Below are 17289 nucleotides of genomic sequence, written 5' to 3'. Positions count from 1 at the left end.
AAAGCGGGCGCGCCGGGCATGCTGCTAGCAGCGGCGCGCGAGGCGAAGCGTCATTCGATCGAATGAGAGCCGATCACAAGATGTGTCGTCGCAAAATGCGGTCAGAGAGTGACGTGGCGCGCAGTGCAGTTATGGATTGCGGGACAGACAACATGATCGAAACGCTCACGCGCGCCGCCATTGTCAGCGAGGCGCGCGACTGGATTGGTACGCGCTATCAGCATCAGGCTTCGGTGAAGCATGTCGGATGCGACTGCCTCGGCCTCGTGCGCGGCGTCTGGCGTCATTGCCTTGGCGATGAGCCGGAAGCGCCGCCGCCTTATGCGCCGGACTGGGCCGAGGCACGGGCTGAGGAGGCGCTGGCACAGGCGGCGTTGCGGCATCTCGTGCCCATCGGAATCGATGGGTTCGGATGTGGCGATGTCCTGCTGTTTCGCTGGCGCGACGGTTATGTGGCCAAGCATGCGGCCATTGCCAGCGGCGAGGGCACGATGATCCACGCCCATGACGGCGCGGCCGTCTGCGAGGTCGCGCTGACGCCGTGGTGGCACCGTCGTCTGGCCTATGCGTTCCGCTTTCCCGGAGTGAGCTGATGTCCACACTGGTTCTCTCGACTGCGGGAGGCGCGATCGGTGGCATGTTCGGCCCGCTTGGCGCGATCGCGGGCCAGCTCGCCGGTGCGGCGCTGGGTGGCGCGATCGATAGCGCGCTATTCGGCTCAAGTGATCAGAGCACAAGCGGGCCGCAGCTCGCCGATCTCGATGTGATGGCGTCCACCGAGGGCGCGCCGATCCCGCGCATTTATGGCCGTGCGCGGCTGAGCGGCCAGGTGATCTGGGCGACACCGCTAGAGGAAGTCGCAACATTGGAGACGGTGCCGACGGACGGCGGCAAGGGTCTCGGCGGCGGGCCGACGACAACGACGACGACCTATAGTTACTTCGCGAATTTCGCGGTGGGCCTGTGCGACGGCGTGATCGGCCGCGTCGGGCGGATCTGGGCTGACGGCAAGCCGCTCGATCTCGACGGTATCAATTTTCGCGTCTATCGCGGCACCGAAGATCAGATGCCGGACGGGCTGATTGTCGCGAAGGAAGGCGCGGGGAACGCGCCGGCCTATCGCGGGCTAGCTTATGTCGTGTTCGAGCGCTTGCCGCTGGCGAATTTCGGCAACCGGATTCCGCAACTGTCCTTCGAGATCATCCGGCCGATCGGCCTGCTCGAAGCGATGGTGCGCGCGGTGACGCTGATCCCCGGCACGACCGAATTCGGCTATGAACCGTCCACGGTGGTGCAACTGCTCGGCCCCGGACAATCCGCGCCGGAGAACCGCCATCACGGCTCGGCACGGTCCGATGTGGTGGCGGCGCTGGACGATCTGCAGGGCCTGTGCCCGAACCTGCAACGTGTCGCCATTGTCGTGGCGTGGTTCGGTTCGGATTTGCGCGCCGAATATTGCGCCGTGCGGCCGGGCATCGACAATCCCGCCAAGACGACTAGCCCGCTGTCGTGGTCGGTGGCTGGCGTCACGCGGCCTTCGTCCTATGTGGTGTCGCAAATCGACGGACGCGCGGCGTTCGGCGGCACGCCGTCCGATGAGAGCGTCATGCATCTGATCGGCGAGTTGAAAGCACGCGGGCTGAAGATCACGTTCTATCCGTTCGTCATCATGGACGTGCCATCCGGCAATGGTTTGCCCGATCCGTGGAGCGGGGCGGGCGCGCAACCGGCCTATCCCTGGCGCGGCCGCATCACCTGCGATCCCGCGCCGGGCCAGCCGGGCTCGCCCGATGGCACCGCAACGGCCGGCGCGCAGGTCGATCAATTCTTTGCAGTCGGTGTCTGGAACTATCGCCGGATGGTGCTGCATTATGCGCAGCTCGTATCGCTTGCCGGCGGGGTCGACGGCTTCATGATCGGCTCGGAATTGCCTGGGCTGACCCGCGTGCGTTCGGCGTCGGGCATCTATCCCGCGGTGGCTCAACTGATTGCGCTCGCAACTGACGTGAAGGCGATCGTCGGGGGCGGCACGGCGGTGACCTATGGCGCCGACTGGACCGAATATGGCGCGCATGTCGCAACCGTGGATGCGTCGGAGATCAGGTTTCCGCTCGATCCGCTGTGGGCATCGGCCGCCATCGATGCGGTCGGGATCGATTACTATGCGCCGCTGTCCGACTGGCGCGATGAAGCCGATCATCTCGATCGTGATCTCTCCGACACGATCTATGATCGCGGCTATCTGCGCAGCAATGTGGCGGGCGGCGAGGCCTATGACTGGTACTACCCGGATGATAACGCGCGCGATGCGCAGGACCGAGTTGCGATCACCGACGGGCTCGGCAAGCCGTGGATCCATCGCGTCAAGGATCTCTGGAACTGGTGGGGCAATGCCCATCACGAGCGCGTCGGCCATGCGGAATTGGGCAATTCGACCGCATGGGTCCCGCGCAGCAAGCCGATCTGGCTGACGGAAGTCGGCTGTCCCGCCGTCGACAAGGGCGCCAACCAGCCGAGCGTGTTTCCCGATCCGAAATCGTCGGAGAACTCTGCGCCGTATTTCTCCAGCGGCGCGCGCGACGACCTGATGCAGCGGCGCCATCTGGAAGCGCTGCTCTCTATGTTCGATCCAGCCTTTGGCGCAAGCGACGCGGAGAATCCGGTGTCGCCACTCTATGGCGGGCGGATGATCGATGTATCGGCCATTCACGTCTGGACCTGGGACTCGCGGCCTTATCCGATCTTTCCGGCCGCCGATGACATCTGGGGCGATGGCGCCAACTGGCATACCGGCCACTGGCTGAATGGCCGGCTCGGCGGCGCGCCGCTGGATGCGCTGGTCGACAGGCTCGCGACGGATGCAGGCATAGCCGGGATCGATGCTTCGGCGCTGGCCGGCGGCTGCGATGGTTATGTCGTGGACCGGCCAATGGCGCCGCGCGCGATGATCGAGCCGCTGTCGGTGGCCTATGCTTTCGATGCGACGGCGGCAGATGGCACGCTCCGCTTCATCCCGCGCGGCGGTGCGCCCGTGGCGGAATTCACCGAAGACGATCTGGTGGCGCCGGATGATGGCGCGCTGGCGCGGCTGGTGCGGGCGCAGGAGACCGAATTGCCCCGTCAGGTCAGCATCGGTTTCAGCGATGCGCTGACGGATTATCGGCGCTCGGCGGTGTCATCGCGCAAACTCACCGGCGGCGCCAGCCGGATGCTGCACGCCGATCTCGCCGTCATCACCAGCGATACGGCGGCGACGCAGCGCGCCGAGGTCTGGTTGCAGGACCTGTGGGCCGGGCGCGAGCGCGCGGAGTTCGCGGTCGGCATGACGGCGCTGGCGCTCGCACCCGGCGATGTCATTGCGCTGACGCTGAACGGACGGCGACGGCTGTTCGAGATCAGCGGGCTCGTCGATACGCAGGCGCGGCAGGTGACGGCGCGCAGTATCGATCCCGACGTGTTTGCCGTGCCGCTGCTGGCGCCCGAGATCAAGTTGCCACCGGTGCCGGCGGCGCTCGGGCCGGTGCAGGCGATCGCGCTGAACCTGCCGGTGATCGACAGTGGCAATGCGGACGTGCTGACGCGGCTCGCTGTCTTCGCCAATCCGTGGCCGGGCTCGGTGGTGATCTGGCAATCGAAGGACGGCGCGAGTTTCCAGGTGGCTGCGGTCGCGGCGACGCCTGCTGTGATCGGCGAGACGCTGGATGCGCTGCCGGCCGGGCCAACCGCACGATGGGACAATGCCACGACATGCCGCGTGCGGCTCCATGGCGGCGCGCTGGCGTCGCTGTCGGATGCGCGGGTGCTCGGCGGCAGCAATTCCGCAGCCGTGCAGAATGCGGATGGCGATTGGGAGATCATCCAGTTTGCCAATGCCGAACTGGTCGAGGCCAACACCTATCGTCTGTCGCGGTTGCTGCGCGGACAGGCGGGGTCGGAATCCGCGATGGCAGCGCTATTGCCGGCCGGTGCGCCGTTCGTGATACTGGACAGAAGCCTGGTACCGATCGCACGGGGACTCGACGCACTCGAACGGCCATTATCGCTGCGCGTGGTCGGCAACGGCCGCAGCCATGACGATGCCTCGGCCGTCGCGCTGGTGCTGACGCCGGATCGCAGCGCGCTGTTACCGCTGGCGCCGGTGCATATGAAGGCCGCGCGCAAGCTCGATGGCATCCACATCTCATGGATCAGGCGCACGCGTCTCGATGGCGATGGCTGGAATGCCGAAGTGCCCCTCGGCGAGGACGGCGAGGCCTACCGGCTGGAGATTCTCTCGGGTAGCTCCGTCGTCCGCAGCATCGCCTGCACCACAGCGCAGGCGCTCTATGCGGTGGCCGACGAGGTCGCCGATTTCGGCGCGCCGCAGCCGAGCCTGCATCTGCGCGTCGCGCAGCTCTCCGGCACGGTTGGCGCCGGACATTTTTCCGAGCTCATAATTCCAATTTGATCGTCATTGCGAGCGAAGCGAAGCAATCCAGTCTTCCTGCGTTTGTTGCTTCTGGATTGCCGCGTCGCTTCGCTCCTCGCAATGACCGCTGCGATATCGAGAGAACAATCATGACCGATACGCCGAATCTCAAGCTGCCCTTCATCGAGAGCGGGCAGGCGCAGAAACACGTCACCCACAACGAGGCGCTGCGCATTCTCGACGCGGCGATCCAGATCTCGGTGCGCGATGTGACGCGGACCGTTCCGCCGGCGTCGCCGGCCGAGGGCGCACGGCATATCGTGGCGGCCGGGGCATCGGGGGCCTGGAGCGGCCATGGGCTGGCCATCGCCACATGGCAGGATGGTACCTGGGCTTTTCTTGTCCCGAAAGCCGGCTGGTGTGTCTGGTCGGTGGCCGATGACGTGATGATGGTGTTCGACGGCGCACTGTGGCGCGATGTCGGCACGCCGTCGCTCGATAGCGTCCCTCATTTCGGGATCAATACCGAGGCTGATGCGGGCAATCGTCTGAGCGTGAAGTCGAATGCCGCGCTGTTCGCGGCCATCGACGCGGCCGGTGGCGGGAGCGGCGACATCCGCCTGCAGGTGTCGCGCGAGACGTCTGCGGACGCCGCCTCGATGGTGTTTTCCGACGCCTATTCCGGCCGCGCCGAGTTCGGGCTGGTCGGCGATGCCGCGTTCAAGCTGAAGGTCTCGCCCGATGGCGCCGCCTGGCGCGAGGCTTTCGCCATCGATCCCGGCAACGCGATGCTGCGGCTGCAAGGCGGCGTGGCGCTGGCCAGTGTGATCGCACCACCGCCCATCGTGGCCGACGCCCATGACTACGCGCCGGCGGGACTTGGCACGGCAGCGGTGCTGCAGATGTCGTCCGATGTCGCGCGCAACGTGTCGGGCATCGGCGGTGGCGTGGAAGGGCGCATCCTTTGCGTCATCAATGTCGGCGACTCTGCGCTGGCGCTGCTGAGCGAGAACGCGGCGTCGCAGGCGGCGAACCGGTTTGCCGGATCGGATCTCGCAATCGCGGCGGGCCAGGCGGCGTTGCTGCGCTATGATGGGACGGCAGGGCGATGGCGCGTTCTCGGCGGCGCCAACGGCGGCATCGCCTATGCGACCGCGCAGGCGCTGACGCCATTTCAACAGAACCAGGCGCAGCGCAATGCGGGCCTTGCCTCGATCCTGCGTGGCTACCTGTCGGGGCTGACCTTCTCGACGGCCGGGGCGGCGATCTTTAGCGTCTCGGCGGGTGTTGCCACCGACAGCAGCCAGAGCGACGTGATGACGCTGGGCCAGACGTTCAGCAAGACGGGCGCAGCCTGGACGGCAGGCAGCGGCAATGGCGCTCTGGATGCCGGAACGCTGACGGCCAGCACGCAGTATCATGCGCATCTCATCAAGCGCATGGACACCGGGGCGGTGGATGTCCTGGTGTCGCTTGCGCCCGGCACCGCCGCTGAAGTTACGATCTCGCAGGCCGCGCCCTCGGTCGTCACCTGGATCGATCATGGCCTCAAGCCGAATACACCCGTGATGTTCGCGACATCCGGCACGCTGCCGGCAGGCCTCGTCGCCGGCACGCGCTATTTCGTTCGCAGCGTGCTCGGCGCCGACAGCTTCACCGTGTCGGCCTCGCAGGGCGGGGCGGTGATCACGACCACGAGCGCCGGCAGCGGCGCCCATCGCGCGCTGGCGCATCCGGTGCTGCCGCCGTCCTACACACTGTTCCGACGCATCTTCTCGCTGTTCACCGATGCTTCGAGCAACTGGCTGCGCGTCTACCAGAACGGCGACCTGTTCCTGCGCTACCAGCCCGTCAACGACTACGCCGCCGCCAGCCCCACCAATGTCTCCGCGCTCTACACGCTGAGCGTTCCGACCGGCGTGAAGGTGCAAGCGAAATTCCGGGCGCTGTTCGGGAATACGTCGGTGAGCGGCGTGCAGTTTTTGTGGCATTCACCGAACGAGATGACGCAAACGTCGAATGTGCCTGCGGGGAATGGGAACATGAGAGCCGACGTCGCAGGCACCTACTTTATGTGCGAATTAGCAATCGAGACCAATGCCAGCGGCCAGTTGCGGGGTGTGAGCAATATAGGATCTGGAAATTCGCTTTGGCTTGTCTCTCTCGGATGGCTAGATAATCGAGATAGAGGAAGTTAACTAGCAAGCTAGTACGCACATGCACGGACAAATTCTGATGTTTGAGCGACGAGTGGCGCGAGTTACCGCAGAAATCCGCGCCTCGCTTGTGGACGCCCTGCGCGATGGATCGGGAGGTGCTGTCTACCGTTTCCTTCGATCTGAAGCTCTCGTTGCCGTTCGTGAACGATATGTGGCTGTATGTCCTTCGTCTGGAAAGAAAGATAGGTACCCGTACTTTGGAACATGAAATGCTCCATATCGACGGGCCGGAATGACGGCAGATAGTCGATCCATTTTGAACAGCTGGCACAGGTGGGAAACTGATCCAGATTTTTGTCCAATGATGCCTGCCGGAGTTCCCTAAAGGGGGCTCCCTCGTAGATTTCTTTAAAAGGTTTTTCGAAGACGTTTCCCATCTTCATTGTGTGCTCGTAGTCCCAGCAACACGGAAGTACGGTCCCATCAACGGAGATAACAGGCTGAACCCATGGGGACGAACAGGGGAGAAAAAAGCCGGAGAAAGCTTCCTCGATCGCAGGGTCGGAAATGCGCCGTTCCGGCGTGAGATACGCATAGATGTTTACGGCATTTACGACTGGCTGCCAAAATTCGCGAAATTCTTCGACCGCTCGTTCATCCAGTTGGATTGGGACCATGGATACGCCAACCCAAATGTTGGTGCGGATCGGCTCCGCCATCTTTAGGAAGTCCAGTACGTTTCGAGCCGATATGGCATGCCTCGGGTGGACGCCTTCGTGCAGCGCGGTGTCGCAGTCATGAAGGGAAAAATGATAACTCTTGATCTTTCGAGAAAGTAGCTTCTCCGAGATTTTCTTATCTAAAAGAATTCCATTTGAAACGATGTTCAATTGGATGTTTGGGAACTCAAGAATGAAGTCGACCAATTCGATGAAGTCGGGGTGAATGAGCGTCTCCCCGAGATAATATGGGTACAAAGTGAGCTCTTCATTCACCTCTGCCAGGTCGCGAATAACGTCTTTCGCTGAAGCTAGGCTCATAAGTGCGTCTGGAATTGCTCGGTGATGGCGAGGGCATATTGGGCAAGCTAAATTGCAGACATTGGCGAACTCGAATACGAAATTTTTTGGGTAGGCCGTTTTGTGAAGTGTTGCCACCATCTGTTCTTCAATGATCGGAGATATTTCGCGGATCATTGGATGTAGTGCGGCCAGATATTCTTTTGGGCTGTTGCCAAGAAGTTTCTCCACCCAGCGGTCGGGTGCCGAATTAAGCGACAATTTGGTCGCTTCTGTAACTGCAACCAGTTCGCCAAAATCGTCCGATTGTGGAGCTATCGCAAATCCAAGTTTCTCCGCAGCCTGAACGAGTGATAAGAGTGATGTGTTAGAGGGGAGGCGTGTTTGACCAATTGCTGCTAGATAGACGCGACTGGGACCTATTGGTCCATGGACAATGATTCCTCGATCATTCAATGAGCTATGAGATATTCGAAAGTCAGCTAGCAGACCCTCTACGTCTATTGCCGAGTTCTTGCCTTCTCGCACTCGCCGAAGAAATTCTTTAAAAATACTCATGAACGCGCTCCACCAGCCACGCAGCCTAGATCTGACAGAGCCGAGGGCTCAAAAAGATTGCGTCACTCCAACAAAGAGTTCGCTCATTGCGAGGGTGATAGAAGGGCTCGTATAGATTGTAGAAGGAGTATCCAAAATTCTGAAGATAGGCGCAGATATCCCAGAACATGGGTTGCCCATCGTATAGAGGTTTAAACTCAACTTCGAGGACGAGTGCCGAAATACTCGCCTTCGAGAGTAGTTCCGTAGCGCCTTTCAAGGCGAGCAACTCCCCCCCTTGAATATCCATCTTTACGATGTCGATTAGATCAATGTTCCTCTCCGCGGCGATGCTGTCGAGAGAGCGCATCCTGACCTCTATCTTCGCGATTTCCTTTTCGGGCGCCGCCCAATAGCTGATGTCCCCGATGGGCAACAGCGAGTGTGTTCCGTTATGAGAATTAACGTGGAACACCGTACGTCCGTCGCTTTGGCCCAATGCAACGTCGAGTATGTCAACGCGCTCATAATATGGAGCGAGAGTGCGGCAGACCGTGTCAAAATTACTAGGCTCAGGCTCCAGCGCTAGCAGTCTCGCCTCCGGAAAATGGTCCAAGTACTCTAGGGTAGTCGCTCCTGTATGCGATCCGATATCGAATATGCATCTGGCGTTGCTGCCTATAATGGAAATCTGATCGCTCAATAATTTTGACACGCAATATCCTCACCCTCAGATTGCGCAACGCTATCTGGAGAATTTGGCGAGGTAAACCTTAGATTGTGGAACTTCAGGTTGTTGAAGGCGCGATTTCTATGTTCCGCACCAGCGCCTCGCTGCGGCCGTCAGGGCTGAGGTTGCGGAAGATCATGCCACGCATCAGGTCGGCGCGGTCGCATTCGACCAAGATGGACGGTGCGTCATCGATGGTGATGACTTGTTCGGAGCCGAGGAATTCGTGGGCGCGGTTTACCAGCGCGACACCGATCATGCCTTTGCGCACTTGGCATTCGAGTTCGATGATGACTGCTCCGGGTCGCCGCGATGTCGATAGCACCGGCAGAAAAGCCGCAAACGACCATAGCTGGTCGCCGGTCTGAATATTGAAGCCTGACGGATCTGCGGTGACGGAGCAATCGGTGAACTGTTTGATCTGATGAAACGCGATAGGCAATGGACGCTCCCCAGCTCATATAATTCGACGGGTCAAATGTCGTATCGGACTTGGGCAAGACGCAAAACGAGAGATCGCGTTGACAAGGTGCCCCGAATGCAAAAAGCGATTCGCTATCAAAGAATAGCAGTTTTTCACAACTTCTTCACAGCGACATTGCCGGCGCTGCAACTTTGTTGCGCGTGTTGGCGCGAGCGTCGCCGTCGCCGACCGATTGGCCCGGCGGCCGGGTTGTCCATCTTCAAATGAGCAGGAGAGATCGATGCAGCAGCCGTCACTCGCTGAGGCGTTGATGCGTCTGTGGCCGCAAGGCGACAGCTGTATGGCCGGACTGCGTGCGGGTATCATCGCAGCGGCACCCGATGTGTTTGCGCGCTATGGCATCACCACGTCGCTGCTCGCCGCCCATGTGATGGCGCAGATATCACACGAATGCGGAGCAGGGCGCGATGTCGTCGAGAACATGAACTACAGCGCCGGGCGGATGATGCAGGTCTGGCCGTCGCGGTTTCCGACGATGGCGAGTGCGCAGCCTTATGCCGGCAATCCGCGGGCGCTGGCCAACAAGGTCTATAACGGCCGCATGGGCAACCGCGTCGGTTCCGACGACGGCTGGAATTTCCGCGGCCGGGGCGGATCGCAGACGACGGGCCGCGAAGGCTATGAGCGGGTCAAGAAGGCCACGGGGATCGATGTGGTCAGCCAACCCGACTACCTGATCGATCCGCGTTACTTCCTCACTTGCGCCGTGTCGGATTTCATCAATTGCGGCTGCCTGCCATTCGCGAAAGCCGACGATATCGTCGGTGTCACCCGTCGGCTCAATGGCGGCACCATCGGCCTCGCCGAGCGCAAGGCGTGGCTGGCGAAATGGAAGGCTGCGCTGCGCGATGTGTCGCTGGCGCCAGCGCCGTCCGTGGGGCTACCGCCCGTGATCGCATCGCCGCCGCTGGCGCCCGAACTGCCGACAGCCAAGCCCACCAATAAGCCCACCAATCTTTCCGCTTTCATTGCCGCTGTAGTCGCGGCTTTCCGGAGGACATGACCATGGACTGGGGTGACCTTGCCAAACAGGTGATTGCGCTGGGGGCGCCGATGCTGGGGACGGCATTGGGCGGTCCGCTCGGCGGCGTGGCCGGCGAGATCCTCGCCAAGGCGGTGGGCTCGGTGATGCTGACGCCGGCGGCGGTGCAGGCGGCGCTCCCCGCGGCCGATCCGGTCAAGCTGGCTGAAGCCGAGGCGCACTGGGCTGACATGATCCGCGCCGAGGCGGAGGCCCAGCGCGCGGCGATATCAGAGACCCAGGCGACGATCCGCGCCGAGATCGCCAGCGACGATCCGCTGCAGCGCTGGTGGCGGCCGGCCTATGCGCTGGAATTGACGGTAGAATGCGCCGCGCTGTGGTGTGTTCTGATGCACGAATTCTGGACCGGCGACATCCAGACCATCAATGCGCTGGTCAATGCCACGGCGCTGCTGGTGACCTATTGGGGGTTCCGTTTCGGCGTGCTAGGCGTCTATATCAGCGGCCGTACCCGCGAAAAGGTCAGTGCACTCACCGGGCAGGATTCACCCGGCATGGTCGAGAAGCTGGTGAAAGCGGTCGTGAAGAAAAAGTAAGGTTGGCGCCGTCGCCATTCATGGAGTGTTCACGCGTCCGGGCATCAATTCGGATTGTGAACGCGGAGAAGTCATTTGCGCCTGCTCGTTGTCGAAGATGATCCCGATCTCAACCGTCAGCTCACCACGGCGCTGACCGATGCCGGCTATGTCGTCGATCGCGCCTTCGATGGCGAGGAGGGGCATTTCCTCGGTGACAGCGAGCCCTACGACGCCGTGGTGCTTGATATCGGCCTGCCGAAGATGGACGGCATTTCGGTGCTGGAAGCCTGGCGCCGCAACAACCGCATCATGCCGGTGCTGATCCTCACCGCGCGCGACCGCTGGAGCGACAAGGTGCAGGGCTTCGATGCCGGCGCCGACGATTACGTCGCCAAACCGTTCCACCTCGAAGAGGTGCTGGCCCGTATCCGCGCGCTGCTGCGCCGCTCCACCGGTCACGCCCAGTCGGAGCTCACTTGCGGACCTGTGTCGCTGGATACCCGCACCGGCCGCGTCAGCGTCTCCGGCAATCCGATCAAGATGACATCACACGAATACCGGCTGCTGTCCTATCTGATGCACCATACCGGCCGGGTGATCTCGCGCACCGAACTGGTCGAGCACCTCTACGATCAGGATTTCGATCGCGACAGCAACACCATCGAGGTGTTCGTCGGCCGTATCCGCAAGAAGCTCGACGTCGATATCATCCAGACCGTGCGCGGCCTCGGCTATCTGCTCACGCCGCCGCAGCCGTGATCATCTCCGGGATCATGCGCTGATGCGCAACAGCTCGCTCGCAACGCGGCTGTTCCTGTCGGCGACGGCCTGGGTGGTGGTGATCCTCCTGATCACCGGCATCGTCCTGTCCTCGGTCTATCGCAGCGCCACCGAGCGCGCCTTCGATCGCCGCCTCAATCTCTATCTCCGTACCCTGGTGGCGGAAGTCGCCAATCCGCCGGACGCGCCGGATCACGATGCGCCATCGCTCGGTGAGCCGTTGTTCGAACTGCCGCTGTCGGGCTGGTACTGGGAAATCGCGCCCACCGAAGGCGCGAAGACCGAGATGCGGGCGTCGCGCTCGCTGTGGGACAAGAAGCTGCCCAAGCTCGAGGATCAAGGTATCGAGCTGACGGCGTCGGGCATCCGCCAGGGCTATGTTGACGGGCCGGAAGACCAGCGCCTGCGCATGGTGGAGCGTCCCGTCGATCTCGGCGCCGACGGCAAATTCCGCATCAGCGTCGCCGGCGACGCCACCGAGATTTTCGAGGAAACCCGCACCTTCGACTATTATCTTGGCGGCACGTTCGCTGCACTCTCGATCGTGCTTGTGCTCACCACGATCTTCCAGGTCCGTTTCGGCCTTGCGCCGCTGAAGCGCATGTCGGATGCCATTGCCGATATCCGGTCCGGCCGTGCCGAGCGGCTGGAGGGCACATTCCCTGTCGAGATCTCACCTCTGGCGGGCGAGATGAACGCGCTGCTCGATGCCAACCGCGCCATCGTCGAGCGCGCGCGCACCCATGTCGGTAATCTCGCCCATGCCATCAAGACGCCGCTGTCGGTGATCGTCAACGAGGCGAACAGCCGTGGTATCGACGCCTTTGCGAGCAAGGTGCTGGAGCAGGCCGATGTGATGCGCGATCAGGTGACGCATCATCTCGAGCGTGCGCGGATCGCGGCGCGCGTCACCATCGTCGGCACCGTCACCGATGTCGCGCCGGCGCTGGAGGCGTTGTGCCGGACAATGCAGAAGATTCACCGGGATCGCGGCATCACCATCGACCTTGAGGCCGATGCCGCGGCGAAATTCCGTGGTGAAAAACAGGACATCGAGGAGATGGTCGGCAACCTCGTCGACAACGCCTGCAAATGGGCGGACTCCCACGTCACCATCGGCGTGCAGGTCGAGCGCACCGGTGGTGCCGATCCGGCGTCGAAGCTGCGGATCATCGTCGATGACGACGGACGCGGGCTGTCCGATACCGAGCGCGCCCAGGTCGCGCGCCGCGGCCAGCGGCTCGACGAGACCAAGCCGGGGTCAGGTCTGGGTCTGTCCATCGTGGTCGATCTGGCAGCGCTGTATGGCGGTAGCCTGACGCTTGGCAAGGCGCCGATCGGCGGGCTGCGGGCCGAACTGGTGCTGCCGGGTGTCTGAGTTCCGGCCTTCTTGCGCCCCGTTGTCGCCCGAATTATCCCGTTCGTAACGTCTTTGACGTTTCCTGTGTTCCGGTTTGCGTTTGGGGTCTGCGGTCCATGGTCAAGTTCAACGCCTTCTGTGTTGTCGCTGTTGCGCTGGCGCTGGGTGGGTGCGACGTGACGACGTCGGACGGCGGGCTGAGCCTCGGCACCGATACGATCGCCCGGGCCTATAGCAGCACCAAGTCGGCCGTTGGCCTGTCCGAGGAAAACGCAGCGGCGGCGGTGACCAATGCCGCCTTTGGCGGCTTGATCGGCGCCAAGCTGGGCGCGCAGTTGAACGATGAGGATCGCCGGCTGGCCTACGAGGCCCAGATCGCCGCCCTCGACCGCGGTGCACCCGGCGCGCCGGTCCCGTGGCGCAACGCCACGTCGGGACGCTATGGCAATATCGTTGCCGGACCGGCCTACAACCAGAAGGGACGGGAATGCCGCGGCTTTTCCCACACCGTCACCGTCAATGGTGACCTCAAGACCGCCCGCGGCACCGCCTGCCGCAGCCCTGAAGGCACCTGGGCGGCGGCCTGATCCCGGTTCCTCAACGCCTTCTTAACGGGGCGCCTGCTACAAAAATCGGTGGCGATTTTCGGTTGTAGATCGACCGGAAAGCACGGATTCCTAGGCTGCATGAACAAAACCTCGATCGATCGCTTGCGGGAGTATTTGGCGCAACTGCCCGAGCAGTCGCAGATGCTGCTGATGCGCGAATATGAGCGCGCGATCGAGCGCGGCGAAGACGTCGTGGTCGCCAATTTCGTGCTCGACCTGCTGCGCGGCGTGGTTCGCGGCCACGAGAATGCAGTGCGCCCGCGGGTCGAGGATCCGACCCGTCTCGTCTTCAAATCGCTCGAGCCGTTCCTGGTGGAAGGCGTCGGCAATGTCCGGCCCGGACAGATCCGGCGCGCCTCGCTGCTGCCGATCTGGCAGTGGCTGGAGCGCGACGCCGCAGACGCCGTGCGCGAGTTCGAAGCGGCCGTTTCTGCATCGCCTGAGCCGGGCGCTTCTGACATTGAACGTGCCGTCAAGAAATTCCAGCAGGCGGCAGCAGCCGCCATTACCGCTGCCACGTCGGGCAATCGCGGCGCGGCCCGCATCGGGCCGACCCATGCTGTCGAGGACCTGCCGTCCATCGGCGCGGTGCTGAAGGCGCGCGAGCAACTCGACGGTTTTGCCGGCAAGCTGCCGAGCGTGCTGCGCAGCTTCGGTGATAGCCAGATCGCCTCGGTGAATAGCGCGCTGAACGTGCCGACGCTGACCACGCCGCAGGTGCTGCCTTTCGCACTCTCGCTGGTGATGCAGCGGCTGGCGGCGCCATGGCAGATCATTCGTCTGGCGGTGAAGATCGCGGCCTCGGACGATGAAATCCGCGTGGCCGCCACGCCCTATGGCGTTGCCGTGACCATGGCGCTGTCCGATCTCAATCGCGTCGCAGCCGAACTGCGCTCCGATATCAGGCGTGGCAAGCTCGACAGCGCGCCCGAACATCTCAAGATCACTCATGACGGCGTGCGCGGCCTGCGCACCGAACTCGACATGCGCAACGACTCGACCTGGGGGCGCCAGATGGCGGCGATCCGGGTGGAGATTTCCTCGACGCTGCAGTCGGAGATCGAGAGCGTGCCGGGCAGGGTGCGGCGTCTGCTGCGCCAGCGCCCCGACAAGGATATTGCCGCGACGGCGACGATCGATTTCGCCGAGGTCGAGGAGACCGTGGCGCTGATCAATTTCGTCGCGGTGTGCCGGACCTATGCCAGCGAACTGGCCATCAACGAGGTGACGCTGCGGACCTATTCCGACCTGCAGCAATATGTCGAGAAATCCACGGAGTCGCTGGTGCAGTCGCTGCGCGCCGGCGATGCCCGCGTCCGTAGCTACCGGCAGATGCAGGCCAAGGCCGCTATCCGCTTCTGCCAGGTGTTGTTCGGCCAGGAATACGCCTCGCTGATGAGCCGCGCCGCCGAACAGGCCATGGTCGTGGTCGAGCGCAAGCCGAAGCGGGCCGGCTAGGCCAGGCGATGCGAAATGGCTCGTGGGCGACGTGACATCCACATCGCCTCATCCCGAGATCAGAGCGCCAATTGAATGCGATTGATTTCGCTGCCGTCACGTGCGGCCGGGACGGCGCAGCAGATCAGCACTTCGTCGTCGGCCACCGCAGCGGCAGGTTCTGTGACATAGGTGACCGTTCCCGCCAGAAGCTTCGTTCGGCAGGTGCCGCAATGTCCCTCCCGACAACCGAAATCGGGGCTCAGGCCTCGGGATTCGGCGAGGTCGAGCAGCGTGCCGGACACAGGTGTCCAGCGCGCTTCCTTCGCAGACTCCGCGAACACCACATGCACCGATGTCGACGACGATGGCCGGCGCGCCGGTGCTGTCGCCGGGCTGTCGACGGTTCGCACCAGTGACGCGGGGCCGAATGCCTCCGCGTGGATACGGTTGTCAGCGATGTTCAGTGCACGAAGACCGTCATAGATCGACTGCATGAATCCGGAAGGTCCGCAGAGATAGTAATCGTAGTCCTCCATCGGCATGAAGCGTGACAGCAGGGCGATGTCGATGCGCCCTGCAGCGTCGTAGTCGGTGCCTTCGTCGGCATCCGCGACATCGCCGAGAACGCGGATAATGCGGACGGCTCCTCCTGCCGAGTTTTCGAGTTCGTCCAGCTCGCTCCCGAAAGCGCGATCCTGCTTCGCGCGGGCTGCCTGAACCAGGACGGTCGGCCGAACTTTCTGCGTTCGAAGGCCCTCATAGACCACGTGCCGTAGCATCGCGAGCATCGGTGTGATGCCGATGCCACCCGCCAGCAGCACCGCCGGCCGCTCCTCGGCGGCATCGATTGTAAATTCGCCGGCCGGCGCCCGCGCTTCGATGACGTCGCCGACCTTGATGCCGTCGTGCAGCCGTTGCGATACCAGTCCGTCGCGTTTGACGCTGATGCGGTAGACGTGATCCGAAGGCGCGACCGACAGCGTATAGGTTCGGATGGCGGTCTTTTCCGCTCCGTCAATGGGCAGTCTGATCGGGAGATACTGTCCGGCGCGATGAGGGAGGAGGCCGGCGCCGTCAGTCGGCTCCAGATGGAACGACCTGACCGTTGCGCTCTCATCGACGATGTTGATGACCTTGAACGGCCGCCATTTGGTCGCAAGTTCTGCAGCCCGCAGACGACCGGCCGCCTGCTCCCAACTGCCTGTCATGAGTGTGCTCGGCGCCCATCCGTCCGGCTGGAACGCCCAGCGCAGGGGCAGGGCACCGCGCCGAAGAACGATACGCCGCGCGTTGAATTGCCAAAGGCGCTCGGCGCCCTGGAAGGCGGCGATCTCTGGCGAGTCCAGGATGACGCGGGCGTCACCGGTCATCTGCAGAACGTCGCCGGTCGCGTAATCGACAAACAAGAGCCCGGCTTTGCCGTTGACGAGGATGTTGCCCAGCGTGGCGAAGAAGAGATTGCCGGCGAAATCCGGGATTGTGAGCGTGCCGTCGTCGGCAATGCGCACGAAACCGGGATTGCCGCCGCGGCTCGAGACGTCGACCTGTCGACGGGATTCTCGCTCGACATAGGACGCGACAAAGAACATGTCGGCGGCTTCGATCATGCGGCGTGCCGTTGCGTCGATTTCGGCTTTCTCTTCGATATTTCCCGTAAACAGTTCGCGTGGATCGTGGACGAATTCATAATCGCGGAGCTGGATGTAGCGCGGGCAATTGCCGAAACTTTGGTCGACGTCAAAATGAATGGCGTCATTGTCCGACGGCCCGATGATGCCGTTGACGCGATTGCGTCTGCGCGTGTGGAGTTCGATGCCGAGCAGGCCGATTGCATCGCCCTCGTGCATACCTTCGCTGGCGGGATCGCTTGGCTCCCTGACGACATCGATATCGAGCGATTGCGCTGTTGGCGATGAGATAAAGCCGGGTTTGCCGGTGACAAATGTGGCCCATGCGTCGCCTGCGCCGTCGACGCTGCCGAGCGCGATGAAGGGGATCTGGGCGTAGAAATCCCGGTGTTGCGTCGGCATGTAATCGCGCACGATACGCTTGCCGAGCTCATCCATATGAGCCGAAACGCCGACCTTTTCCTGGATCGCCTTCTCGCCGGCGTGCCAGATGTCCAGTTTTGATAGCGATATGGTGTCGGTCATCGGTCCGCTCTCGTTAGCGGTGTCGGGCGTATGCCTGGATACGCCCGACAC

At 62.7% G+C, this 17289-nt stretch carries 13 protein-coding genes; 9 read left to right on the top strand and 4 right to left on the bottom strand.

Going from position 1 to position 17289, the window contains the following annotated elements; translation table 11 throughout:
* The first annotated feature begins 152 nt into the window (after positions 1 to 152).
* From AB8A38_RS08135 to AB8A38_RS08125, 3 genes are all read left to right on the top strand, one after another.
* Complete coding sequence (locus AB8A38_RS08135; RefSeq protein ID WP_439085630.1) at positions 153 to 593, top strand: NlpC/P60 family protein; 441 nt, start codon at positions 153 to 155, stop codon at positions 591 to 593.
* Positions 593 to 4447, top strand: a complete 3855-nt coding sequence (locus tag AB8A38_RS08130; RefSeq protein ID WP_439085629.1) for a baseplate multidomain protein megatron — start codon at positions 593 to 595, stop codon at positions 4445 to 4447. The genes AB8A38_RS08135 and AB8A38_RS08130 overlap by 1 nt, the downstream gene beginning before the upstream one ends.
* 110 nt (positions 4448 to 4557) lie before the next feature.
* Positions 4558 to 6606 carry a DUF2793 domain-containing protein gene (locus AB8A38_RS08125; RefSeq protein ID WP_439085628.1) on the top strand — a complete coding sequence of 683 codons (2049 nt, stop codon included), beginning with the start codon at positions 4558 to 4560 and terminating at the stop codon, positions 6604 to 6606.
* Between the two features lie 62 nt (positions 6607 to 6668).
* Here the strand turns inward: AB8A38_RS08125 and AB8A38_RS08120 are convergent, their stop codons facing one another.
* The 3 genes from AB8A38_RS08120 to AB8A38_RS08110 form a co-directional block, all read right to left on the bottom strand.
* The gene (locus AB8A38_RS08120) at positions 6669 to 8144 is read right to left on the bottom strand and encodes a radical SAM/SPASM domain-containing protein (protein ID WP_439085627.1); all 1476 of its coding nucleotides are present in this window, start codon (positions 8142 to 8144) and stop codon (positions 6669 to 6671) included.
* Between the two features lie 25 nt (positions 8145 to 8169).
* Positions 8170 to 8838 (bottom strand): FkbM family methyltransferase, encoded by a 669-nt coding sequence (locus AB8A38_RS08115; protein WP_439085626.1) that lies wholly within the window; start codon positions 8836 to 8838, stop codon positions 8170 to 8172.
* Between the two features lie 73 nt (positions 8839 to 8911).
* Positions 8912 to 9295: a hypothetical protein gene (locus AB8A38_RS08110; protein ID WP_439085625.1), complete on the bottom strand. Its 384-nt coding sequence runs from the start codon at positions 9293 to 9295 to the stop codon at positions 8912 to 8914.
* A 262-nt stretch (positions 9296 to 9557) separates the two neighbouring features.
* On the opposite strand from AB8A38_RS08110, the gene AB8A38_RS08105 reads away from it, so the two are divergent.
* The 6 genes from AB8A38_RS08105 to AB8A38_RS08080 all read left to right on the top strand — a co-directional run bounded on the left by AB8A38_RS08105 (position 9558) and on the right by AB8A38_RS08080 (position 15103).
* Positions 9558 to 10340, top strand: a complete 783-nt coding sequence (locus tag AB8A38_RS08105) for a glycoside hydrolase family 19 protein (RefSeq protein ID WP_439085624.1) — start codon at positions 9558 to 9560, stop codon at positions 10338 to 10340.
* Positions 10341 to 10342: 2 nt separating this feature from the next.
* Entirely contained in the window at positions 10343 to 10915 is a 573-nt protein-coding gene (locus AB8A38_RS08100) for a 3TM-type holin (RefSeq protein ID WP_439085623.1), read from the top strand.
* Positions 10916 to 10990: 75 nt separating this feature from the next.
* Positions 10991 to 11656, top strand: a complete 666-nt coding sequence (locus AB8A38_RS08095) for a response regulator transcription factor (protein WP_089267078.1) — start codon at positions 10991 to 10993, stop codon at positions 11654 to 11656.
* Between the two features lie 22 nt (positions 11657 to 11678).
* Positions 11679 to 13055, top strand: coding sequence for a sensor histidine kinase (locus AB8A38_RS08090; protein WP_439085622.1), 1377 nt, complete (start codon positions 11679 to 11681; stop codon positions 13053 to 13055).
* A 98-nt stretch (positions 13056 to 13153) separates the two neighbouring features.
* A complete protein-coding gene (locus AB8A38_RS08085) occupies positions 13154 to 13624 on the top strand; it encodes an RT0821/Lpp0805 family surface protein (RefSeq protein ID WP_315841591.1) in 471 nt (156 codons plus the stop codon).
* Positions 13625 to 13723: 99 nt separating this feature from the next.
* Positions 13724 to 15103, top strand: coding sequence for a hypothetical protein (locus AB8A38_RS08080; RefSeq protein ID WP_439085621.1), 1380 nt, complete (start codon positions 13724 to 13726; stop codon positions 15101 to 15103).
* A gap of 59 nt (positions 15104 to 15162) precedes the next feature.
* Here the strand turns inward: AB8A38_RS08080 and AB8A38_RS08075 are convergent, their stop codons facing one another.
* Positions 15163 to 17238, bottom strand: a complete 2076-nt coding sequence (locus AB8A38_RS08075; RefSeq protein WP_439085620.1) for a 2Fe-2S iron-sulfur cluster-binding protein — start codon at positions 17236 to 17238, stop codon at positions 15163 to 15165.
* Positions 17239 to 17289: the final 51 nt, after the last annotated feature.

The sequence above is a fragment of the Tardiphaga sp. 839_C3_N1_4 genome (assembly GCF_051811045.1).
Classification (GTDB): Bacteria; Pseudomonadota; Alphaproteobacteria; order Rhizobiales; family Xanthobacteraceae; genus Tardiphaga.
Note: the sequence above shows the minus strand (reverse complement) of the source record. Positions and strands in the feature narration are given on the sequence as shown.

What these genes read in the sequence shown, in the direction of transcription:
- AB8A38_RS08135 (WP_439085630.1), top strand. Translation starts at nt 153, where the DNA reads ATGATCGAAACGCTCACGCGCGCCGCCATTGTCAGCGAGGCGCGCGAC.
- AB8A38_RS08130 (WP_439085629.1), top strand. Translation starts at nt 593, where the DNA reads ATGTCCACACTGGTTCTCTCGACTGCGGGAGGCGCGATCGGTGGCATG.
- AB8A38_RS08125 (WP_439085628.1), top strand. Translation starts at nt 4,558, where the DNA reads ATGACCGATACGCCGAATCTCAAGCTGCCCTTCATCGAGAGCGGGCAG.
- AB8A38_RS08120 (WP_439085627.1), bottom strand. Translation starts at nt 8,144, where the DNA reads ATGAGTATTTTTAAAGAATTTCTTCGGCGAGTGCGAGAAGGCAAGAAC.
- AB8A38_RS08105 (WP_439085624.1), top strand. Translation starts at nt 9,558, where the DNA reads ATGCAGCAGCCGTCACTCGCTGAGGCGTTGATGCGTCTGTGGCCGCAA.
- AB8A38_RS08100 (WP_439085623.1), top strand. Translation starts at nt 10,343, where the DNA reads ATGGACTGGGGTGACCTTGCCAAACAGGTGATTGCGCTGGGGGCGCCG.
- AB8A38_RS08090 (WP_439085622.1), top strand. Translation starts at nt 11,679, where the DNA reads ATGCGCAACAGCTCGCTCGCAACGCGGCTGTTCCTGTCGGCGACGGCC.
- AB8A38_RS08085 (WP_315841591.1), top strand. Translation starts at nt 13,154, where the DNA reads ATGGTCAAGTTCAACGCCTTCTGTGTTGTCGCTGTTGCGCTGGCGCTG.
- AB8A38_RS08080 (WP_439085621.1), top strand. Translation starts at nt 13,724, where the DNA reads ATGAACAAAACCTCGATCGATCGCTTGCGGGAGTATTTGGCGCAACTG.
- AB8A38_RS08075 (WP_439085620.1), bottom strand. Translation starts at nt 17,238, where the DNA reads ATGACCGACACCATATCGCTATCAAAACTGGACATCTGGCACGCCGGC.